The 20,370-nt window shown below is 41.6% G+C and carries 25 protein-coding genes; 6 read left to right on the forward strand and 19 right to left on the reverse strand.

The features are described from left to right. Nucleotides 1–132 precede the first annotated feature (132 nt). From rnr to MHB38_RS16085, 5 genes are all read right to left on the reverse strand, one after another. Nucleotides 133–2,472 (reverse strand): ribonuclease R, encoded by a 2,340-nt coding sequence (gene rnr, locus MHB38_RS16065; protein ID WP_341003956.1) that lies wholly within the window; start codon nucleotides 2,470–2,472, stop codon nucleotides 133–135. A 19-nt stretch (nucleotides 2,473–2,491) separates the two neighbouring features. Beyond that, the gene (locus MHB38_RS16070) at nucleotides 2,492–3,238 is read right to left on the reverse strand and encodes an alpha/beta hydrolase (RefSeq protein WP_008347663.1); all 747 of its coding nucleotides are present in this window, start codon (nucleotides 3,236–3,238) and stop codon (nucleotides 2,492–2,494) included. 123 nt (nucleotides 3,239–3,361) lie between these two features. Continuing rightward, on the reverse strand, nucleotides 3,362–3,595 hold the full coding sequence (gene secG, locus MHB38_RS16075; RefSeq protein WP_003212746.1) for a preprotein translocase subunit SecG: 234 nt from the start codon (nucleotides 3,593–3,595) through the stop codon (nucleotides 3,362–3,364). Nucleotides 3,596–3,782: 187 nt separating this feature from the next. Then, nucleotides 3,783–4,073: an AbrB/MazE/SpoVT family DNA-binding domain-containing protein gene (locus tag MHB38_RS16080; protein ID WP_008347666.1), complete on the reverse strand. Its 291-nt coding sequence runs from the start codon at nucleotides 4,071–4,073 to the stop codon at nucleotides 3,783–3,785. A gap of 37 nt (nucleotides 4,074–4,110) precedes the next feature. After that, nucleotides 4,111–4,344 carry a helix-turn-helix domain-containing protein gene (locus MHB38_RS16085; RefSeq protein ID WP_008347669.1) on the reverse strand — a complete coding sequence of 78 codons (234 nt, stop codon included), beginning with the start codon at nucleotides 4,342–4,344 and terminating at the stop codon, nucleotides 4,111–4,113. 155 nt (nucleotides 4,345–4,499) lie between these two features. On the opposite strand from MHB38_RS16085, the gene MHB38_RS16090 reads away from it, so the two are divergent. From MHB38_RS16090 to MHB38_RS16100, 3 genes are all read left to right on the forward strand, one after another. Beyond that, nucleotides 4,500–4,904 carry a helix-turn-helix domain-containing protein gene (locus MHB38_RS16090; RefSeq protein ID WP_017368066.1) on the forward strand — a complete coding sequence of 135 codons (405 nt, stop codon included), beginning with the start codon at nucleotides 4,500–4,502 and terminating at the stop codon, nucleotides 4,902–4,904. A 130-nt stretch (nucleotides 4,905–5,034) separates the two neighbouring features. Next, nucleotides 5,035–5,436, forward strand: coding sequence for a helix-turn-helix domain-containing protein (locus MHB38_RS16095; protein ID WP_017368067.1), 402 nt, complete (start codon nucleotides 5,035–5,037; stop codon nucleotides 5,434–5,436). An 82-nt stretch (nucleotides 5,437–5,518) separates the two neighbouring features. Then, nucleotides 5,519–5,839: a winged helix-turn-helix transcriptional regulator gene (locus MHB38_RS16100; protein ID WP_007500199.1), complete on the forward strand. Its 321-nt coding sequence runs from the start codon at nucleotides 5,519–5,521 to the stop codon at nucleotides 5,837–5,839. Nucleotides 5,840–5,920: 81 nt separating this feature from the next. Here MHB38_RS16100 and MHB38_RS16105 read toward each other — a convergent pair whose 3' ends face one another. Genes MHB38_RS16105 through MHB38_RS16120 form a run of 4 tightly spaced genes read right to left on the reverse strand, consistent with a single transcriptional unit; the run spans nucleotide 5,921 to nucleotide 9,378 of the window. Then, the gene (locus MHB38_RS16105; RefSeq protein ID WP_008347676.1) at nucleotides 5,921–6,610 is read right to left on the reverse strand and encodes an ABC transporter permease; all 690 of its coding nucleotides are present in this window, start codon (nucleotides 6,608–6,610) and stop codon (nucleotides 5,921–5,923) included. Nucleotides 6,611–6,631: 21 nt separating this feature from the next. Beyond that, a complete protein-coding gene (locus tag MHB38_RS16110) occupies nucleotides 6,632–7,549 on the reverse strand; it encodes an osmoprotectant ABC transporter substrate-binding protein (protein WP_008347678.1) in 918 nt (305 codons plus the stop codon). A gap of 13 nt (nucleotides 7,550–7,562) precedes the next feature. After that, the gene (locus MHB38_RS16115) at nucleotides 7,563–8,216 is read right to left on the reverse strand and encodes an ABC transporter permease (RefSeq protein ID WP_008347681.1); all 654 of its coding nucleotides are present in this window, start codon (nucleotides 8,214–8,216) and stop codon (nucleotides 7,563–7,565) included. Between the two features lie 13 nt (nucleotides 8,217–8,229). Next, a complete protein-coding gene (locus MHB38_RS16120) occupies nucleotides 8,230–9,378 on the reverse strand; it encodes a betaine/proline/choline family ABC transporter ATP-binding protein (protein ID WP_017359222.1) in 1,149 nt (382 codons plus the stop codon). Nucleotides 9,379–9,647: 269 nt separating this feature from the next. Here MHB38_RS16120 and MHB38_RS16125 point away from each other — a divergent pair, with 269 nt between their 5' ends. Beyond that, a complete protein-coding gene (locus tag MHB38_RS16125; protein WP_065461083.1) occupies nucleotides 9,648–10,184 on the forward strand; it encodes a GbsR/MarR family transcriptional regulator in 537 nt (178 codons plus the stop codon). 54 nt (nucleotides 10,185–10,238) lie between these two features. Here the strand turns inward: MHB38_RS16125 and MHB38_RS16130 are convergent, their stop codons facing one another. Continuing rightward, complete coding sequence (locus MHB38_RS16130) at nucleotides 10,239–10,874, reverse strand: MarC family protein (RefSeq protein ID WP_202734219.1); 636 nt, start codon at nucleotides 10,872–10,874, stop codon at nucleotides 10,239–10,241. Between the two features lie 118 nt (nucleotides 10,875–10,992). Between MHB38_RS16130 and MHB38_RS16135 the strand changes: the two genes are divergently transcribed. Further along, nucleotides 10,993–11,457: a hypothetical protein gene (locus MHB38_RS16135; protein WP_202734218.1), complete on the forward strand. Its 465-nt coding sequence runs from the start codon at nucleotides 10,993–10,995 to the stop codon at nucleotides 11,455–11,457. 15 nt (nucleotides 11,458–11,472) lie between these two features. Beyond that, nucleotides 11,473–11,937 (forward strand): GNAT family N-acetyltransferase, encoded by a 465-nt coding sequence (locus MHB38_RS16140; protein ID WP_182488926.1) that lies wholly within the window; start codon nucleotides 11,473–11,475, stop codon nucleotides 11,935–11,937. A gap of 19 nt (nucleotides 11,938–11,956) precedes the next feature. Here the strand turns inward: MHB38_RS16140 and MHB38_RS16145 are convergent, their stop codons facing one another. The 9 genes from MHB38_RS16145 to MHB38_RS16185 form a co-directional block, all read right to left on the reverse strand. Further along, entirely contained in the window at nucleotides 11,957–12,238 is a 282-nt protein-coding gene (locus tag MHB38_RS16145) for a hypothetical protein (protein WP_008347692.1), read from the reverse strand. Beyond that, nucleotides 12,239–12,604, reverse strand: a complete 366-nt coding sequence (locus MHB38_RS16150; RefSeq protein WP_202734217.1) for a hypothetical protein — start codon at nucleotides 12,602–12,604, stop codon at nucleotides 12,239–12,241. It abuts the gene before it with no gap. Beyond that, on the reverse strand, nucleotides 12,601–13,998 hold the full coding sequence (locus MHB38_RS16155; RefSeq protein ID WP_202734216.1) for a hypothetical protein: 1,398 nt from the start codon (nucleotides 13,996–13,998) through the stop codon (nucleotides 12,601–12,603). Before MHB38_RS16155 ends, MHB38_RS16150 begins: the two co-directional genes overlap by 4 nt. Further along, complete coding sequence (locus tag MHB38_RS16160) at nucleotides 13,970–14,737, reverse strand: ATP-binding cassette domain-containing protein (RefSeq protein WP_008347699.1); 768 nt, start codon at nucleotides 14,735–14,737, stop codon at nucleotides 13,970–13,972. The genes MHB38_RS16155 and MHB38_RS16160 overlap by 29 nt, the downstream gene beginning before the upstream one ends. A 59-nt stretch (nucleotides 14,738–14,796) precedes the next feature. Next, nucleotides 14,797–15,066, reverse strand: coding sequence for a hypothetical protein (locus tag MHB38_RS16165; protein ID WP_008347702.1), 270 nt, complete (start codon nucleotides 15,064–15,066; stop codon nucleotides 14,797–14,799). 280 nt (nucleotides 15,067–15,346) lie between these two features. Further along, nucleotides 15,347–16,639, reverse strand: coding sequence for a phosphopyruvate hydratase (gene eno / locus MHB38_RS16170; protein ID WP_003212752.1), 1,293 nt, complete (start codon nucleotides 16,637–16,639; stop codon nucleotides 15,347–15,349). 29 nt (nucleotides 16,640–16,668) lie between these two features. Further along, nucleotides 16,669–18,204: a 2,3-bisphosphoglycerate-independent phosphoglycerate mutase gene (gene gpmI / locus MHB38_RS16175; protein ID WP_008347705.1), complete on the reverse strand. Its 1,536-nt coding sequence runs from the start codon at nucleotides 18,202–18,204 to the stop codon at nucleotides 16,669–16,671. Next, nucleotides 18,197–18,958 (reverse strand): triose-phosphate isomerase, encoded by a 762-nt coding sequence (gene tpiA, locus MHB38_RS16180; RefSeq protein WP_008347706.1) that lies wholly within the window; start codon nucleotides 18,956–18,958, stop codon nucleotides 18,197–18,199. The genes gpmI and tpiA overlap by 8 nt, the downstream gene beginning before the upstream one ends. Nucleotides 18,959–18,988: 30 nt before the next feature. Continuing rightward, complete coding sequence (locus tag MHB38_RS16185) at nucleotides 18,989–20,173, reverse strand: phosphoglycerate kinase (protein WP_008347708.1); 1,185 nt, start codon at nucleotides 20,171–20,173, stop codon at nucleotides 18,989–18,991. Between the last annotated feature and the right edge of the window lie 197 nt (nucleotides 20,174–20,370).

The following is a 20,370-nucleotide window of genomic DNA, read 5'->3' on the forward strand; positions in this document are numbered from 1 at the left end:
CACCCTCCTTTTGACACAGACACGGTCCAAATCGTACGGATTATTTTATCAAACAATCCAGCTTTCGACAATGCTGCTGCCACGTGGTCAAAAAGCAAATAGAGCGTGATGCCCTATTTGCTTTTTGTCACGTTACTTTTTCTTTTTGCGCTTTTGTTTCGGTGCGTTATCAAATACGCGTTTTTTCTTTTTCTTCTTTTTACGACCTGTAAACCAGTCGCCGCCTTTATCCTCTTTGCCTTTTTCCCCAGAGGCCTTTTGACCTCCGCGTCCTTTTTTGGCTGGTGGATCTGTCCGTTTTTTGAACTTGAAGTCTTTTGGTGATTTACGGCGAGTGCCTTTCATCCCGACGATTTCAAAATCAATGGAATGCTCATCTTTATTCACACTCACCACTTTGACAGTGATTTCGTCACCGATACGGTAGACATTCCCTGTACGTTCACCGATCATGGCAAAGTGCTGTTCATCAAAACGATAGTAATCGTCTGTCATGTAGCTCACATGGACAAGACCTTCTATCGTATTCGGCAGTTCAACGAATAGTCCGAAATTCGTAACGGAACTAATCATACCATCAAACTCTTCACCGATTTTATCAAGCATAAACTCTGCCTTTTTCAGGTCATCTGTTTCGCGCTCAGCATCAACAGAGCGGCGCTCCATTGTAGATGCATGATCTGCGATTTCTGGCAGCAATTGACCCCATTTTTCAAGGGTCGCTTCGTCTGTCTTTTTCTCTATTAAATAGGTTCTGATCAGCCTATGCACGATTAAATCCGGGTAACGGCGGATCGGCGACGTGAAGTGTGTATAGAATTCGGTAGATAATCCAAAATGGCCAATGCTTTCTGGATCATACTTCGCCTGTTTCATAGAGCGAAGCATCACAGTTTGAATGACGACTTCTTCTGGTTGATCTCTGACAGCATCGAGGACACTTTGAAGTGCGCGCGGGTGAATGTTCGTTGACGTTCCTTTCACAATGTAACCAAACGTCGTCACGAACTCTAAAAAGCGCTGAAGCTTCTCAGGATTTGGTTCTTCGTGAATTCGGTAAATGAACGGAACATTCATCCAGTGGAAATGCTCGGCAACTGTTTCGTTTGACACCAGCATGAATTCTTCAATTAATTTCTCTGCAACTGAACGCTCACGAATGACTACGTCTTTCGCTGCGCCTTCATCATCTACAAGCACCTTTGCTTCCTTGAAATCAAAGTCGACTGCTCCGCGCTCCATTCGCTTGTCACGCAGAATTTCTGCAAGCTTCTCCATCTCTTGGAACATTGGTACTAACGGCTCGTATTTGTCTAAAAGCTCTTCATCTTGGTCAACTAAAATCTTATTCACATCGGAATAGGTCATTCTTTCCGTCGTTTTGATCACACTTTGGAAAATTTCGTGTTTGACGACTTTCCCACTTCGATCAATGATCATTTCACAAGAGAGTGTGAGACGATCAACCTTCGGATTCAATGAGCAAATGCCATTTGACAGGCGATGAGGAATCATTGGAATAACGCGGTCTACAAGATACACACTCGTTCCGCGCTCATAGGCTTCCTGATCAATTGGAGAGTTTTCCGTTACATAATGAGAGACATCCGCAATATGCACACCTAGTTTGTATTTACCATCATCCAGCTTTTGCACAGTAACCGCATCGTCCAAGTCCTTTGCATCTGCACCATCAATGGTCACAATCGTTTCGTTGCGCAGATCACGCCTGCCCTCTAAGTCTTTTTCATCGATCGTTTCAGGTGTGTCTGCTGCCTGCTGGAGCGCTTCTTCCGGAAACTCACCTGGTAGACCGTGTTTATGAATAATCGATAAAATATCGATGCCAGGGTCATTTTTGTGACCGAGAATTTCCGTCACTTCACCCTCTGCACTCATTCTTCCTTCTGGATAGCTTGTCAGCGTGACAACGACTTTATGACCTTCAACCGCTCCGTTTTTAGCGGATTTTGGAATGAAGATATCGTTTGTGATTTTTTTATCATCAGGAATGACAAAACCAAAACTTTTCGTTTCTGTATAGGTACCGACAACCGTCTGAGTATTACGCTCCAGAATACGGATGACCGTTCCTTCTTTTTTGGTGCCATTTGATTTGTGGCTGACACGAACCATGACGGTGTCGCCATTCATTGCTGTGCCTAGCTCATTTGGCGGAATGAAAATATCATCCTGCCCAAACTCTTCTGGTGTCACAAATGCAAATCCTTTTGCATGCGCAGACAGCTTCCCTTTTACCAAGTTCATTTTTTCCGGTACACCATAGCGGTCGCTGCGGGTACGGACGATAAGCCCCTGATCCTCTAATATCACAAGTGCTTTGACGAGCTCTTTATAATCATCTGGATTGGTAATTTCCATCATGACTTCTAATTCCTGTACCGTTAATGGTTTGTACGCCTCTTCTTGCATAAACGCAAGTAATTCATCCATAAATTCTTCTTTTTGCACACTCTAACCCCCTATATATTTAAATTGACCAATCGAGTGATTCTAAGAATGCATATACATCCTGATGAACCTTCTCCCGCTCTTTATCAAGCGTGATAACATGGCCCGATTCTTCATACCACTTTAAATGTTTTTCATCTGTCTCTACTTCGTTATAAATAATGTTTGCACTGTCTGTATTAATCATATGATCATGACGAGCCTGAACAACAAAAGTAGGTGAATAAATCATGTCAACATTGTTTCTGACATCTGCAATGAGTTCTTGAAGAGCCTTGAGTGTACCCATTGGTGTTTTCTTGAACTCTTCCATCTCTTGCTCAATTTGATCCTCTGACTTACCCTCGAATTTTTTATAGTTACGGGCATAATCTAGTACACCCTGGTACATGACTTCTTCACTTTTTATGTACATAGGTGCACACATAGGTACAATTCCCTTTACAGGTACAGTGTAACCTAATTTCAATGAAAAAACTCCTCCGAGGGATAGTCCGCAGACCGCAATTTCCTCATAACCTTCGTCTTTTAAAAATTGATAGCCTTCTTCTACATCTTTCCACCAATCTGTAGGACCTGTATGAACAAGCTCCTCTGGCGGTACACCGTGTCCTTTGTATTGAGGTGCATGGCATGTATAGCCTCTTTCATTCAAATAACGCCCAAGCATGCGAACATCGGCTGTATTCCCAGTAAAACCGTGAAGAAGAAGCACCGCCTTTTCTCCACCTTTAAACGTAAATGGTTTTGGTGTAACAACTTTCATGATGTGACTTCCTTTCCTTCTGATATGGTTTATATTTTCCACTTGTATGTATGATACAAACACAAAAGAGTGCTGATAATAAAAAAAGGTCTGAAAAAAGATCAGACCTTCTGTTACTCGCGCCTACACGCCTAAATATGCCAATGCAAGTGTTAAGATGAAGAAAAGCACTGACAAAATGACAGTTAATCGGTGAAGAATCAAGTCAAGACCTCTCGCTTTTTGCTTACCGAAAAGCTGCTCGGCTCCACCTGAAATAGCGCCTGACAGTCCTGCACTTTTACTTGATTGTAATAATACAACGATGATAAGTGCGATACTGACAATTACGAGTAATGTGATAACAAATGCGTGCATGAAAACACCTCCAGACAAACTGGTACACATAACTTTATTTTACATGAAAACAAGGTGCATGTCACGAAACATCAAAATAAAGATTTCCTATATATTGTCGACTTTATTTGTCATTTTGATTCAATTTCGCTCCAATGGATTGTATGCAGCATTTTTTATATGCAATTTTTGAGGTTAAAAAACGTTTTTAGCGAGTTGCTTCTTCTTTTAAGAGCTGTTTTAATTCTACTAACAGCCGTTCAGCTCCTTCAGGACTCAGTACGACATTGCCGTTTCCATAGCTTTTGTTGTATTTCGTTATTTGGCCAGTTAATAAGCAGCTCTTATCTGCATCATATTTTTTCAGCATAATGGTTTGATCTTCGATGAAAATTTCTAACAGCTGCTCTTCTTTTATATTGAGTACCTTCCGCATTTCTGAAGGCAGAACAATTCTGCCAAGCGAATCGATGTGTCTTACCATTCCAGTTCTTTTCAATGAAGCCGCCTCCTTAATGATCATACGATGATTTCGTTCATTGACTTTTGTCAACATCTTCATAGTAAAATAAATCTTCAAATTTTTTATCAAAGTAATGAATCATTTTGCCAATGACAAGCTGTCCTGGCTTCCGGTGACCATTCAATACCCTGCTGAGTGTGGCAGGAGAGATGCCAATTTCATCTGCGAGCTGATTTAAAGACATATCGTTTTCGATCATATACTGCATCACAAACGCCCGCCTGATCTGAATCTTTTCGACCATCATTACAACCTCCCTATAGGATCAATATGTACAACATGTAGGACTCTCATATCTCCCGGATCCATTAACTTATGTCAACACTTTTACGCCCTTTCTATTTCCTTTGGTCAATGATCATACTAAAATAAGTCATATACTGAAATGTGAGGTTCGATGACATGAATCACTTTGGTGAACAATTACGCATTTTAAGAGAGAATAGAAAGATGTCTGTCAATCAACTCGCCATGTATTCAGGCGTAAGCGCTGCCGGTATTTCTCGGATTGAGAATGGAAAGCGTGGTGTGCCAAAGCCTTTAACCATAAAAAAATTAGCACGCGCTTTGAAGGTGCCTTATGAGGATTTAATGCTGCTTGCCGGTTATATTGAACAGGAAAAAGTGCATGAAATGAAACCGAAATATGAGTCCATATTAAAAATCTATCAAACGGCGCTTCAAAAGGATGTAGAACATCTCCCTATTTTCGATGGAGACCAATGGAAAACACTCACCGCACAAGACATCAGCCAGCTGAATCAATACTTTCTCACGCTCATTAACCAAAAAAAGGCGAACAAATAGCGGGGCATAAACATAAGATACATCCACCATTAACTAATGTCAATATTTTCATGGTGCACTTATTGCCAATAGTCAACAAATCGAGTACACTAGAGATAACTAATCTTTAACCATGTGAGGTTTTGAGTTGATGAACTTCGGTGCATATTTAAGAGCATTACGTGAGAAAAGGAAACTATCGGTGAACCAATTAGCGATGTATTCAGAGGTCAGCGCTGCTGGTATTTCTCGGATTGAAAACGGGAAACGCGGCATTCCGAAACCTCCTACAATTAAAAAACTAGCAGGTGCATTAAAAGTACCTTATGAGGACATGATGCAGGCTGCAGGGTATATTGAAGAAGCGGCTTCTGCCTATGTCATAAAGGAAGAAGAAACGGCTTTTACCCAAATAAAAGAAGCAGCAGAGCAATATGAACTTGATGATCTTGAAATATTTAATGGGGACATATGGTCCACCCTTTCTAAACATGAAATAGAAGATTTAAACCGCTATTTGTTATTTCTACTAAACAGCCGTTCGTCATCGTAAAATGTTTTGATCATTGACAAGCTTTTTGCGCCGATTTTTGACAGAATTACGGTATAATGGGTTCAGATTGGAGTGAAGAAAGATGAATCAATCTGATATGTGCCCGCGGTTTGAAAAAGCAGTTGAGTTATTAAGTAAACGCTGGGTGGCACTGATTGTTTTTCAGCTTCTCTCAGGTTCACAGCGCTTTAGTGAAATCGAAGCAGCTCTGACCAATTTAAGCGGAAGGGTTTTATCTGAGAGATTAAAAGAGCTGGAAGCAGCAGGCATTGTAAAACGGGAGGTTTTTGCTGAAACACCCGTGCGTATTGAGTATTCATTAACTGATATGGGGCGCTCACTTGCACCCGTTTTTGAGGAAATTGCGAAGTGGTCCTCTGAATGGATCACACTTGAATCATAAATGTCTCCTGATGTGAGCCGCCTAATCATGATAAAAAAACCTCCCCTACAGATGTAGAGGAGGTTTTGTCTTTTCAAGCATTTATGCGGACGTCATGTTTTTTTCAGCTAATGCCTTGCTTTCTTTTTTCTTGTTGGTTGGGCTTAAATAGCGTTCAAGCCAGCCCATGACAAGGTCAGCAATAATGGCCATGAGCGCAGTTGGAATAGCACCTGCTAAAATAATGGCTGTTCCGTTTGTCGCGTTTGATCCTCTGATGATGATATCACCAAGTCCTCCAGCACCAACAAATGTCCCAATCGCTGTAATACCGATTGCGATCACAAGTGCGGTTCTTAAACCAGCCATAATGACAGATAAAGCAAGCGGTAATTCAACCATTCTCAGCACTTGCCATTTCGTCATACCCATCGCTTTCCCCGATTCTAAATAGGCATGCTCAATGCTGACAATACCTGTGTACGTGTTACGGATAATCGGCAGAAGCGAATACAAAAAGAGTGATAAGATGACTGTATTTGCGCCAAGTCCTAATACAAGCATCAACACAGAAAGCATCGCTAACGCTGGAATGGTTTGAATGACATTGGTTATTGCGAACACCCAATTGCTCAGTTTGCGGTAATGCGCCACAAAGATGCCGACTGGTATTCCGACAATTGCCGCAAATAATACCCCATACGCTGACATGAGGAAATGCCGGTAAAATTCTTCTAACACATATGAACCGTTCTGTTGATAATACGCCCATAATTGCTGCAGTGTGTCCATCAGCTCTGACACCTCCCAATCTTACTCAAAGTAATTGTGTTTCTTTAGAAAATCTCTCGCAACAGTCGCTGGTTCTTTTAGTTCTCCATCGACTTGATAATTGAGCTCTTGCATTTGTTCGGTATCGATTTTTCCAATCAACCTGTTGATCACCTTGTCCAGTCCTGGATTTTCTTTTAATACCTTCTCAGGGACAACTGGTGATGCATCGTATGGTGGGAAGAATCGTTTATCATCTTTTAAGATTTTGAGATTATACGCTTTGATCCGGCCATCTGTTGAATAGGCAAGCACAATATCCATTTTTTCATTTTTCAATGCGTCATAGACTAGACCGATCTGCATCGGAAAAGTGCTTCCAAATTCAATTCCGTATGTTTTCACAAACCCTTCGTAACCGTCACCTTTCTTTTTCAGCCAAATATTATCCACACCGAAGCGATAATTTTTGGCATTCTTTTTTAAATCAGAGACTGTTTCTAGGTTGTTTTCCTTCGCCATCTTCTGCGTCACAGCAAAGGCATACGTATTATCAAACCCATAGGAATCAAACCATTTGTAATCATAGCGTTTTTTGAATTCTTTCTGGACGATTTCCATTGCACGCTTTGGATCTTTTTCTGCATCCATTCCTAGCGTACTTGTTAAATCCGTGCCTGTATATCGTGTTGCCGAAATGTCGACATCCCCGTTTTCCATTGCTTTTTGCTGTACGGTATTTGAGCCTAAATTCTTCACAATGGTTGTCTTTTTATCTGTGTAATGCTCAATGATGTCTCCCACCATATAGGCCATAATTTCTGATTCTGTAAAGTTTTGTGCACCGATTCGCAGCGTGCTCCCTGAAGAGCCGGCTAGTCCAGGAAGTGAACAGCCACTTATAAATAGCAAGCATCCGGCAAGCAGTGCACTGATCCATTTTGTTTTTCTATTCTTCACATGAGCCAACTCCTTATGAAACTTCCTTCAATCCTTTTAAGCCTTCTGGTGTTACTTTTTTCTCAAGCTTCATCAATGTAAGGTCAATGATGACTGCTAAAATAGTGACAGGGATCGCACCCGCAATAATGTATTCCGGCTGGTAAAGCTGAAGCCCAATTAAAATGTAGTCACCAAGACCGCCTCCACCGATAAAAGCAGCAAGTGTTGTCCACCCAATTAAATAAATCGTTGAGGTTCTGACCCCTGCCATAATGACCGGAACAGCAAGCGGCAGTTCCACAAGACGAATTTGTTCCCATGTCGTCATGCCAATCCCTTTACCAGATTCAAGCAAGTTTTTGTTCACACCTTGAACACCGGCATACGTATTTCTTAAAATAGGCAAAACGGAATAGAAAAATAGCGCAACGATCGCAGGTATTTTTCCAACTCCCAAAATAGGAATAAAAAATGCAAGAATCGCTAAACTAGGGAGTGTTTGAAAGATATTCACGACGCCGATGACAAAACCGGCGCCTCTTTTCATTCGTGTAAGAATGACGCCTAAAGGAACGGCCACGATAATGCCTAACACAACGGCAATTAAAGAAATGTATAAATGCTCCCACATTTTTGTGAGGAGTTCCCCACCATTTTTCTCAAGAAAATCGATGATTTGATCCATGTGTACACCTCCCTTAGTTCATTTCAGTGACAGCCTCCGGGGTATCTTCTCCCCAAATAGAGTCATATACGACATCTACAAGACTTGCACGTGTGACGATGCCTTTTAAGTGCCCTTTTGCATCGACAACCGGTACATATTTAATGCCACGTATTAAGATCTTTCGGACAGTATCTCTAAGAAGCGCACCTTCTTGTACTGTATAAAATTCTGTATTTAAAATATCGCCAACGAAGGCTGCTTTTCTACGGTTTGCATCGATGGTTTCAATGTCGATATAGCCTTTCAGCACATGATTTTCATCAACGACAAGCAGGGAATCAACCCGCTTTTCTCTCATAATAAAGATGGCATCTGTCAATGTTTTTTCGACGGTAATTGTGACTGGAGATGTGTTCATCATTTGTTCCACACGTTCCATATTCGGATTTGACTGAAGCAGACGTTCTTTCCCGATGAATTCTTCTACGAATTCGTTCACAGGGTTACGTAAAATATCATCTGGTGTGCCCACTTGGACAATCTCTCCATCTTTTAAAATGACAATGCGGTCTGCAAGTTTAATCGCTTCATCCATGTCATGTGTGACGAATACGATTGTTTTATTTAACGTTTTTTGCAGTTTCTTAAATTCTTCCTGCAATGAATCTCTTGTGATCGGGTCAAGTGCTCCAAATGGTTCATCCATTAGGATTAAAGGGGGTTCTGCTGCGAGTGCGCGAAGAACGCCGATACGCTGCTGCTGTCCTCCACTGAGTTCATGAGGGTAACGCTCTAAGTATTCCGGCCCCATGTCGACGAGTTTGAGCAATTCACGCGCTCGTTCTTTTCGTTTTTCTTCCGGCCACTTCAGCAGCTTCGGCACAAGGGAAATGTTTTGTGCGATGGTCATATGAGGGAAAAGTCCAATTTGCTGAATCACATAACCAATTTCTCTTCTTAATTGGACTGGATCTTTTTTCATAATGTTTTCTCCCTCGATCAATATGTTTCCTGAGGAAGGTTCAATCAGTCGGTTAATCATCTTCATGGTTGTCGTTTTACCACAGCCACTCGGTCCAATAAAACAAATAAATTCTCCTTTTGCTATTTCTAAATCAATATTTTTGACAGCTTTTTTTCCGCCTTTATACGTCTTAGATACATTCTCTAGTTTCAGCAAATGAGACACCTCCAATTAGTCGGATATATATTTTCAGAAAATTTACACCTTATTTATTATAGTGCAAACTTTATAAAATAAAAAGTTTACAATGTGTTTGTATTGCATAAGATTTATTTAAAATTTTCAGTTAACGGCTTGATATGTACCGATCCCTCCTTTTTCCTCCAACTTACGAGCAAATACTCAATATTTATTGTTTTCATCAACAAACAGGTATATGATATATTGTGTTACAAATTGTCAGTCGTGAAGGGATGAAGCGGGGAATGGACAAGCAAGCGTTAGGCGCCATTCAAAAAGCACAGGATCATTATATTGAAAAAGCTGCCGAGAACATGAATGCCTTTGGTCTTTCTGCCACAGTGGGTAGAGTGCTTGGTATCATTCATATGAACCGTAAACCAATGACGCTCGGTGAGCTCTCAGAGGAAACCGGCATGAGCAAAACAAGAATGAGTCAAGTCGTTCGAGAAATGCTTGATCTGAATATTGCTGAAAAGGTTTATGAAAAAGGAATACGCAAAGATTTATATGACGTTGAGCAAGATCAATATCAAACCTTTATTTCATTGTTTGCAGCCAATTGGTCACGTGTTGTCAGCAAAAATCGCAAGGCACATAAGAAGACATGCAAGGAATTGCTGGAGCTGCTTGAACAAGATGACCTGCCAGAAGAAACAGTAGATAAAATCAATCTTCTTCTTTCAGAAATCAAGGAAAGTCTCGATTATTATGACTGGATTAGCCGTTTAATTGAGTTCTTTGAAAGTGAAGAAGTATTTCAACATGTGCCAAAACCTTAAAAAAGCTGTTTTATTTTACAATTTTGTAGAAAAAAACAGCTTTTTTATATACACTTATGACATCAGCATTGGGAACATCCCTTTGATCCCTGCGCCAATCATCTCTACTGCCACAACAGCTAGAATCAATCCCATTAATCGTGTCACGACATTCATCTCTGTTTTCCCCATTTTTCGCATAATGAAACTTGAATAATGAAATGCATAATAGGTCATGGCAAGTACGACTACAATGCCAATAAGAATCGCAAGCAGATGAAGCGTTACTTGGTGGCTTCCTGGCGTTAAGCTCATGACGGTCGCAATTGTACCAGGTCCGGCAATGATCGGAATGGCGAGCGGGGTCACTGAAACATCGGCCTTCTCTTTGCTTTCTGCCTTTTCATCCGAATGAGGGTTTTGAACATGTGACTCTTTTGCATTCAGTAAATTGTAAGCGATACCAAAAATAAAAATACCTCCGGCGATACGGAGTGCATGGATATCAATGCCAAACAATTTGAAAATGAGCCTGCCTGCCAAAAGAAAGGCAATTAAAATCATAAAAGACACAATAATCGCTTTTTTGGCCGTCTGGGCGCGTTCTTTTTCTGAGTAGCCTTCTGTTAAAGTGATGAAAAGAGGCACGTTTCCAATGGGGTTTGAGACAGCAAATAGTGACACAATGACATGAATCATAAAGGAAATCAACAGACACCCTCCTTTTTTCATAGTGTCTGCTAATCTGATGCGAATATTCCCTTGTTCTGTTAAAACCTGGTTTGTTTTAACCGATGATAATAGAGGTTTAACGAAAGGGGAATAGAACATGAAAAAAAACATCACGATCATTGTCTTGTCTGTGATCATCCTAGGTGCAACTGGCTGGATTGTGTGGCAGCAGCAGTCGCTCACCGCGGCAGAGAAAAAACACCAGCAAGAAATGAGAAAGAATGATGAGCAGCTGACACAATTAAAGTCAGAAGGAACGGATATGAAAGATGAAATGGATGGTCAAAAAAAGGAATTGTCCACCGTCACAAACAAGCTGAAGAAAGAAAAGAAGGCGCATCAAAAAGAAATCAAACAGCGTAAAGCGCTTGAGTTAAAAATAGACCAGCTTCAAAAAGAACTGGCATCAGCGAAAGCAACGGCTCAAGCGAATAAGCAGGCAGCACAAACGACTAGGAAAACAACTGTCAAAAAAGACCCAAATGTCACCCATCATCCTCCTTCTCAATGGGTGCAGGATCAATATGATTGGGGTGTTAAACAAGGGTATATCAAAGAATAGAGAGGATGAAATGATTTGATACAGATTCGGCCATTGTCTCATGATCAATCTGTTCCTATGGATCTTTTACTATTAGCTGACCCTTCAACTGAAAAAGTCCTTGCCTATGTACAATCTGGTTCTTGTTATGTTGCTTTTCATAAACAGGACATGATTGGTGTGTATGTTCTGACGCCTCTGTCTCAGCAGACAGTGGAAATCATGAATGTCGCCGTGAAGGAGTCATGGCAAGGGAGAGGAATTGGGAAGCAGCTGATCCGCCATGCTATTACAGAAGCCAAGGCAGCTGGCTTTCATACAATTGAAATTGGCACAGGCAACTCTAGTATTCAGCAGCTCGCCCTTTATCAAAAATGCGGTTTTCGCATGGCGTCTATCGATCACGATTTCTTTCTGAAGCACTATGATGAACCGATTTATGAGAACGGTATTCAGTGTATGGATATGGTGCGGTTGTCACTCGTTCTTCAAGCAGACTGACTTCATTCAGCCTGCTTTTTTATGTTCTGCTCTTTTTCACTGCATGAATCACATATTGAATCAAGAAGTAGAGAGCGGCACCCGCTAAAAAACAGACCACGCACCCAAAGAGCGTTGCCTCTGAGCTGAATTGATACTGTTCAATTTTCATGATATAAAATGGCATACCAAATAGAGTTGGACTTGATTCAACATGATGAACCTCTAGCAGCATTAAAAATACTGGCGTCATAAACACAGCAAACACATACAGCATCGCAAGCGTTAAACCGCTAGAAAACGAATGAAATACTTTAACCATTTAGTTCTCTCCTTTCATCTCTTTTAAACTGGCGATGATATTTTTCCCGTCTGGGCAAGCTGGATGCAGCATCACTGTATTTAATAAAGAAAAAAGCAGCAATGGATGCGTCAAAGGATGCCTCCACATGAAGAAAAGCACACCCGAGCAGATCACTGGAAACACAGGACCTGCAAGTGCCACCATCACATTAAAACCCGGCCGTGAAAATTTCTCATGGACAATCGACACGTGCTTCCAATCGATCATTACCACATAATCAAAGATGGGTCTTTTTTCGATTTTGTTGCACACCATCACCATCAGGATATGACCGAGTTCATGAATGAGCACAACGGCTATTAAGCAAAATAAAAGCATCATCATCGCACAACCGGCCTCTTTAGCATGGCAGCATATATGAAGATGAAGAATGCGGCTGAACAAGCCATATAGGCAGTTGAGAGCAGCTGGGTATTTGCTGAAAGCCACTGGACTAAAAGCATATCCAACATACTGAACACAGCAATCATCATCACGATCACAAACAGTTTATTAAACTCACTAATCTTCACGACAAACCCGACACATGCCGCCATGACAGTGATCAATAAAATGGACAAACTCGCCAAACCGTGCCCTTCACTTTCGACTCCAATCATGAAATAAGCAAGCCCGATATAGACAAAATAAATCAATACATTCATTGTGTAATAAAATAAAATTCTTGATAATAAATAGGCACCCTTTGATGTATTTAACATAAAAATGGCTCGCTGATTGAGATGATATTCCCTGCCAATCATGAGCGGTAGCATAATAAGTATTTCCTTTAACGCAAACTGCACAATAAAGGCATACATCCAGCCAGTTTCTGCCGGAGTAAAGATGAATGGGAGACCTATCGTGAAACAGACAAGAAACAGGAACAAAATACCTTGTTCTTTAAACACAGCTGATCGGCTAAAATAAACAAGCTCCTGCCGCAGATGTGTGAAAAATGAAGAATCCGATCTGATTTTTTGGTAAGAAAACGACTTCACCTCTACCTTTAGCTGCAAAAACATCCGATTGACATAACAAGCCGCCAAGCCCTTCAGCCAAAACCACCCTGCACATAGAAAGATCACCAGAAATACAAGATAGATAGACGGCCATACGTGAATCATCTCAACCGCTTTTTGAAAAAGGAGAAACACGAAAGCACCAAGCGTCACAAATCCGAGCGTTTGCAGCAGTAAATGCTCTTTTGTTTTTGATATAAAATGGCTCACACCAATGCGTATCAGCATCCAAGAAACAAGCGTATAGAGCGCCAATCCAAAGCAAGTGATCCCTACCACAATGATCCAATACAAAGATAGTGTAACGCCACTAATGATCAGTCCTAATAGGATGGGTAAAAAAAGCAGACCAAGCATGATGAAACAAAACAGCACTGGAAAGAAATACACACAAAGGACAAATGAGACACTTTGCATCGCACTATTCAAAAAGAAAAACTGATACTCTTGACGCTTCATTTTATGACGGGAAAAGACAATACCTGCTCCCAAAAGCAGCAGGGTCATTTTCACAAATTGAAGGTATAAAGCAACTGGTTCGCTCTCCCCTACTTGCATAAAAAAACGCAGGCTCATGACAACGTATATGGCGTAGATCAGCAATAAAAAAACGGCTGCGGCGAGAAGCTGCAAAGGATATTTTTTGCCGAGCTGCTTGATTTTCGTTGTGAGCATGCCCCATTCTATTTTATGAAGAACGTGTCGTGTCCAAGTCATTGAGCAACCTCTCCACCTGCATATAGTAATCTTGATTCACTTCTTTATAAATATCCTCAAGTGCTTGATGAGGGAATGTTTTGTTTGTTTCTTGACGTGACATATCCAGCTTGATATCACCGTTTCTTAAGATCATGAGGTGGTCATACAATGTCTCACCAAAGCCCAAATGATGGGTAGAAATGAGAATGCCTGCACCTTGATTTCTCAGCTTCATGAGCACCTTTTTTAAGATGATCATCATATCTGGATCAAGTCCATTTGTAGGCTCGTCGAATACATAATAATCACAAGACCTAAGGAGCTGTGAAATGATTTGGGTTTTCTTTTGATTGCCATGAGACAGCTGGGCAATTGGCTGATCCATATAAGGTCTCAGCTCAAACAGATCGACGAAGGCCTCTTCTCGAGGTCCATTTCGTTTGTCTGGAAGCTGGAGTAAATGAAAATATTCTCTCGGCGTTAAATAATCAAACAAAGCATGATCATCAGGAATATAGGAAACATGTTCTTTCAAAAAGGAGATATGTGCTGAGGATTGAAAATTCAGCTGTTTACCATCTAAAGAGACAACACCCGTAAATGGTGTCAGGCCAAACATAGACTGAATCATCGTGGTTTTTCCTGCCCCATTATGCCCCAAAAGCAGAAGCATACGTCCTTTCTCTACATTTAACTGAATATCGCGGAGAGAAAAGGTGCGGCTATACGTTTTTTCTGTTAAGTGTAATGTCAGCATCATGTCCCTCCATTTATTTCAGATAGAACAGATGACCTCGCATCTGTTCTCACCATTTGTTAGAAGCCGCATTTGATTTTAATATACAGGCCTAAAAACTTGAACTCTCCTAAAAATTTCGAGCCTTTTCCAAATGTTTTGCATGCCCAAATCAAAGCTGCAGCTGTCACAATGCCTAAGATAGCGGCAAGGACATAAATCCAAAATGCATTTTTCTGTACGTTCTTAGAAGTTAGAATTCGTTGCTTCCTTTCATCATATGCCGCCAGTAGGTGAAGGACATACATGTACACGCCTACTGGAAAACGAAGGCTAAAAGGATTCAGCATCTCATCACCCCCTAATATATGTAAAATGATACCACCCCCATGCAAATAGCATAAGTTCAATTCAGATCATATTTTTAGAAGAGTTTTCATGATTTATTGCTTATAAATCGTCAAGCTCATCGTTTCGCCTCTGACTGAAGGATGATTTTTTACAAAAATAGGATATGACAAAGGAAGCAGAGCCTATTCGCTTGAGCCAGCTTTGCGTCTTTATTTCAACATAAAAAAAGCGCTGCGATACGCTCTTTTCAAAAGAGCGCACGCAGCGCGTTGCTTTACATTACTTATTCAAGTTATAGAATGTAGCAATGCCGTGGTATTGAGCTGTTTCAGCCAATTGATCTTCGATGCGAAGTAATTGGTTGTATTTCGCTACACGGTCCGTACGAGACGGAGCACCTGTTTTGATTTGTCCAGCGTTAGTTGCAACTGCAATGTCTGCAATTGTGCTATCTTCTGTTTCACCAGAACGGTGAGAGATAACAGCTGTATAGCCTGCACGTTTCGCCATTTCGATTGCATCAAATGTTTCAGTTAATGTACCGATTTGGTTTACTTTGATGAGGATTGAGTTACCAACGCCGTTTTTGATTCCTTCAGAAAGCTTCTTCGTATTTGTTACGAACAAGTCGTCTCCTACTAACTGAACCTTGCTACCAAGACGCTCAGTTAATAGTTTATGACCTTCCCAGTCGTTTTCATCAAGACCGTCTTCGATTGAGATGATTGGGTATTTCGATACCATATCTTCATACCAGTCAACCATTTCAGCAGATGTTTTCACAACACCTTCGCCTGATAAATGATATTTACCGTCTTCTTTGTTATAGAACTCAGAAGATGCAGCATCCATCGCAAGTTTCACTTCTTCACCTGGTTTGAAACCAGCTTTTTCAATCGCTTCTACGATTGTTTGAAGTGCTTCTTCGTTAGAACCAAGGTTTGGAGCGAATCCACCTTCGTCACCTACAGCTGTGTTTAAGCCTTTTGCGCTTAATACAGATTTCAGGCTATGGAAGATTTGAGCGCCCATGCGAAGTGCTTCACGGAAGTTTGGAGCACCTACAGGCATAATCATGAATTCTTGAATGTCTACGTTGTTATCCGCATGCTCTCCACCGTTGACGATGTTCATCATCGGTACTGGAAGCGTTTTGGAGTTGAATCCACCAAGGTATTGATAAAGTGGAATTTGTAAGAAATCAGCAGCCGCACGTGCTACAGCGATAGATACGCCAAGGATTGCGTTTGCACCTAATTTCCCTTTGTTTTCAGTTCCGTCAAGCTCGATTAACATTTTGTCAATTGCTACTTGTTCAGTGACATCAAAGCCTAAAAGCTCTGGTGCAATGATTTCGTTTACGTTGTTTACAGCTGTCAAAACACCTTTTCCAAGGTAACGGTCTTTGTCTCCGTCACGTAGTTCTACTGCTTCATATTCACCAGTAGAAGCACCACTTGGTACTAGTGCACGGCCAAAGCCGCCAGATTCTGTGTAAACTTCTACTTCAACTGTTGGATTACCGCGAGAGTCTAATACTTCGCGTGCATATACGTCAACAATGTATGGCATCGTTATTTCTCTCCTTTTGAATCAATTTGTTATTTTTGAATCAATGATGTTCCTGTCATCTCTTTTGGTTTTTCAAGACCAAGTAAGTCTAAAAGCGTTGGAGATAGATCAGCTAAAATGCCGCCTTCTCTAAGCTTCGCATCTTTTTTCGTTACGATGACTGGCACAGGATTCGTTGTATGTGCAGTATGCGGCTTTCCTTCTTCGGTAATGAGCACGTCTGCGTTACCGTGGTCTGCCGTGATGATGGCATGTCCGCCTTTTGCTAGGATTGCGTCGACTACAGCTCCTAAGCACTCATCTACTGCTTCAATGGCTTTGATTGTTGGCTCAAGCATTCCTGAATGCCCCACCATATCTGGGTTAGCAAAGTTCAGAATGATCGCATCATGCTTGTCCGCATTGATGTCTGCAACAAGTGCATCCTTTACCTCATAAGCGCTCATTTCTGGCTTGAGGTCATAGGTTGCGACATCTGGTGAATTGATTAAGATGCGGTCTTCTCCAGGAAATTCTTCTTCACGTCCACCACTCATAAAGAACGTCACGTGAGGATATTTCTCTGTTTCAGCAATCCGCAGCTGCTTCAATCCATTTTGAGAAAGTACTTCTCCTACTGTGTTATCCAAATTCACTGGTTTGAAAGCCACATAGCCATCTACCGTTTCACTGAAGTGTGTGAAGCAGACGAAGTGTAAATCCTTCGGATGTGCTTCCCCGCGGTCAAACGAGCGGAAATCTTCATTTGTGAATGTGTTTGAAATTTGAATCGCACGGTCTGGACGGAAGTTATAGAAAATCACAGAGTCGCCGTCGTTTACTTTTGCAACCGGCTCACCATTTTCTCTCGTAATGACAGATGGAATAACGAACTCATCGTAGATTCCATTTTCATAGGAGTCATCAACGACATCATAGATGTTTTGATAACTTGGGCCTTCACCATACGCCATCGCGCGATATGCTTTCTCCACACGATCCCAGCGCTTGTCACGGTCCATTGAGTAATAGCGTCCAGAAAGTGTTGCGACTTCTCCGACACCGATTTCTTTGATTTGTTCTTCAAGCTGTTTTAAGTACACTTTCGCTGTCTTCTGACCAACATCACGTCCGTCTAAGAAACCGTGAATGTATACTTTTGTTAAGCCTTCTTTTTTCGCTAGTTTCAGCAAGGCAAAAAGATGCTGGATGTGGCTGTGCACACCGCCGTCTGACAAGAGGCCGAATAAATGAAGCGCCTTGTCATTTTCTTTTGCATAAGTCATTGCATCTAGGAACGTTTCGTTTTTCTCAAATTCCCCATCACGAATGGCCACATTCACTCTTGTTAAGCTTTGGTACACGATGCGTCCTGCACCGATGTTCAAATGCCCAACTTCAGAGTTCCCCATTTGACCTTCTGGGAGGCCCACTGCCTCACCTGAAGCCGTTAAGGTTTGATGCGGGAATTCGTTCCAGTAGCGGTCGAAGTTCGGTTTCTTTGCTTGGGCAACAGCGTTACCGACTGTTTCGCCTCTTAAACCGAATCCATCTAAGATGATTAATGCAGCTGGTTTCTTACTCATATTGACCTTCCTCCAATAATTGAACGAAAGACTGAGGTTCTAAGCTTGCGCCGCCTACCAAAGCACCGTCAATATCGGATTCTGCCATATATTCTTTAATATTCGCAGGTTTCACGCTTCCGCCATATTGAATGCGAAGGCTGTCTGCCGCTTCTTGACCATATTCACTTGCAACTGTTTGGCGAATGTGCGCACAAACATCGTTTGCATCTTTCGCTGTAGAAGATTTACCTGTACCGATCGCCCAGATTGGCTCATAGGCAATCACAGATTCAGCGACTTGCTGCTTCGTTAAACCAGCTAGTGCTTTCTTCACTTGATCAGCGACAAGTTCGTTTGTTTTGCCTGCTTCACGTTCTTCAAGCGTTTCACCTACACAGATGATTGGAACGATGCCATGCTTGAATGCAGCATGTGCTTTTTTGTTCACTGTTTCATCTGTTTCAGCGAAGAATTCGCGGCGCTCTGAATGACCGATCACTGAGTATCCGATGCCAAGATCTTTAAGCGCAGCAGGGCTGATTTCACCAGTGAATGCACCGTTTTCTTCAAAGTGCATGTTTTGCGCACCAATTTTAAGGTCTGTTCCGTTAGAAAGGCTGTTCAGCTTTTCAAGGAAAAGGGCTGGTGCACAGACAATAGATTCCACTTTGTCAGGAGATGGAATAGATGATTTGACTTCTTCAACGAAACTTACAGCTTCACCAAGTGTTTTGTTCATCTTCCAGTTCCCAGCTATAATTGGTTTTCTCATGATTGACACTTCCTTATAGCAGTTTTGGTCTTATTTATCGTTTAATGCAGTCACACCTGGAAGTTCTTTGCCTTCCATAAATTCAAGTGAAGCGCCGCCGCCTGTAGAAATATGGCTCATCTGATCGGCAAGACCAAATTTCTCAACAGCTGCTGCTGAATCTCCACCACCAATGACAGAATATGTATCTTTTGCTTCTGCCAGTGCTTCTGCGATTGCTTTTGTTCCTTTAGCGAATGCATCGATTTCAAATACACCCATTGGTCCGTTCCAGACAACAAGTTTGCTGTTTTTAATGACATCAGCATACTTCTCTCTTGTCTCTGTTCCAATATCAAGTGCTTCTAAATCACTTGGAATTTCAGAGATTGGCACAATGCTTGTATTCGCATCATTTGAAAAGTCGTCGGCTACCAGAACATCTGTTGGAATCAGGAAGTTCACGCCTTTTTCTTTTGCACGGTCCATAAAGGATTTCGCTAAATCTACTTTGTCTTCTTCTAATAGAGATTTCCCTACTTCGTGGCCAAGTGCTTTGACAAATGTATAAGCAAGTCCGCCGCCGATGATCAGGTTGTCCACTTTATCAAGAAGACTTTCAATTACACCGATTTTATCCTTTACTTTTGCGCCACCTATAATCGCTGTAAATGGGCGATCAGGGTTTGAAATGGCTTTCCCTAGAACCTCAAGCTCTTTTTGCATGAGGAAGCCTGAAACAGCCGGAAGATACGCTGCAATACCAGCTGTGGATGCATGTGCACGGTGTGCAGCACCGAACGCATCATTGACATACACATCGGCTAAATCAGCAAACGCTTTTGATAATTCAGGATCGTTCTTTTCTTCACCAGGATAGAAACGAACGTTTTCAAGCACTAGCACATCTCCTTCTTTTAAGTTAGAGATTTGCTTTTTCACGTTGTCGCCGTAAGCTTCATCTGCTTTTTTCACTTCTTGTCCAAGAAGCTCTTGCAGACGTTTTGCTACAGGTGTCAGACGCAGTTCTTCAGTAACTTGACCTTTCGGACGACCCAAATGACTAGCTAGTAGTACCTTTGCGCCTTGTCCTGTTAAATACTCAATCGTTGGTAATGCTGCGCGAATACGAGTATCATCCGTCACTTTTCCGTCCTTCATTGGAACGTTAAAATCTACGCGGCAGAACACAACTTTACCTTTTACGTCAATGTCTTTTACTGATTTCTTATTCATGCTCGTCAGGAGATCCTCCTTTATTCTGGTTTCCTTACGCATTGGACAAGTCTCTCTTTATCCTTTTCCCATTTTGCCCTCATCAAAACGAGAAATCGTGCAGAACGGATAAATACAGAGAAAAAGGGAAAGGGATGCTTCCCCTTCCCTTGTCCGTCTTCATTATATCGTGTCTCTAGGAAAGAACCAAGTGAGTT

It is taken from the genome of Bacillus sp. FSL K6-3176 (assembly GCF_038003325.1).
Taxonomy (GTDB): Bacteria; Bacillota; Bacilli; order Bacillales; family Bacillaceae; genus Bacillus; species Bacillus altitudinis.

Coding starts and splice junctions, on each gene's coding strand:
- MHB38_RS16070 (WP_008347663.1), bottom strand. CDS start 3,238: ATGAAAGTTGTTACACCAAAACCATTTACGTTTAAAGGTGGAGAAAAG.
- secG (WP_003212746.1), bottom strand. CDS start 3,595: ATGCACGCATTTGTTATCACATTACTCGTAATTGTCAGTATCGCACTT.
- MHB38_RS16085 (WP_008347669.1), bottom strand. CDS start 4,344: ATGATGGTCGAAAAGATTCAGATCAGGCGGGCGTTTGTGATGCAGTAT.
- MHB38_RS16090 (WP_017368066.1), top strand. CDS start 4,500: ATGAATCACTTTGGTGAACAATTACGCATTTTAAGAGAGAATAGAAAG.
- MHB38_RS16095 (WP_017368067.1), top strand. CDS start 5,035: ATGAACTTCGGTGCATATTTAAGAGCATTACGTGAGAAAAGGAAACTA.
- MHB38_RS16100 (WP_007500199.1), top strand. CDS start 5,519: ATGAATCAATCTGATATGTGCCCGCGGTTTGAAAAAGCAGTTGAGTTA.
- MHB38_RS16105 (WP_008347676.1), bottom strand. CDS start 6,610: ATGGACACACTGCAGCAATTATGGGCGTATTATCAACAGAACGGTTCA.
- MHB38_RS16115 (WP_008347681.1), bottom strand. CDS start 8,216: ATGGATCAAATCATCGATTTTCTTGAGAAAAATGGTGGGGAACTCCTC.
- MHB38_RS16125 (WP_065461083.1), top strand. CDS start 9,648: ATGGACAAGCAAGCGTTAGGCGCCATTCAAAAAGCACAGGATCATTAT.
- MHB38_RS16135 (WP_202734218.1), top strand. CDS start 10,993: ATGAAAAAAAACATCACGATCATTGTCTTGTCTGTGATCATCCTAGGT.
- MHB38_RS16145 (WP_008347692.1), bottom strand. CDS start 12,238: ATGGTTAAAGTATTTCATTCGTTTTCTAGCGGTTTAACGCTTGCGATG.
- MHB38_RS16150 (WP_202734217.1), bottom strand. CDS start 12,604: ATGATGATGCTTTTATTTTGCTTAATAGCCGTTGTGCTCATTCATGAA.
- MHB38_RS16155 (WP_202734216.1), bottom strand. CDS start 13,998: ATGACTTGGACACGACACGTTCTTCATAAAATAGAATGGGGCATGCTC.
- MHB38_RS16160 (WP_008347699.1), bottom strand. CDS start 14,737: ATGCTGACATTACACTTAACAGAAAAAACGTATAGCCGCACCTTTTCT.
- MHB38_RS16165 (WP_008347702.1), bottom strand. CDS start 15,066: ATGCTGAATCCTTTTAGCCTTCGTTTTCCAGTAGGCGTGTACATGTAT.
- eno (WP_003212752.1), bottom strand. CDS start 16,639: ATGCCATACATTGTTGACGTATATGCACGCGAAGTATTAGACTCTCGC.
- gpmI (WP_008347705.1), bottom strand. CDS start 18,204: ATGAGTAAGAAACCAGCTGCATTAATCATCTTAGATGGATTCGGTTTA.
- tpiA (WP_008347706.1), bottom strand. CDS start 18,958: ATGAGAAAACCAATTATAGCTGGGAACTGGAAGATGAACAAAACACTT.
- MHB38_RS16185 (WP_008347708.1), bottom strand. CDS start 20,173: ATGAATAAGAAATCAGTAAAAGACATTGACGTAAAAGGTAAAGTTGTG.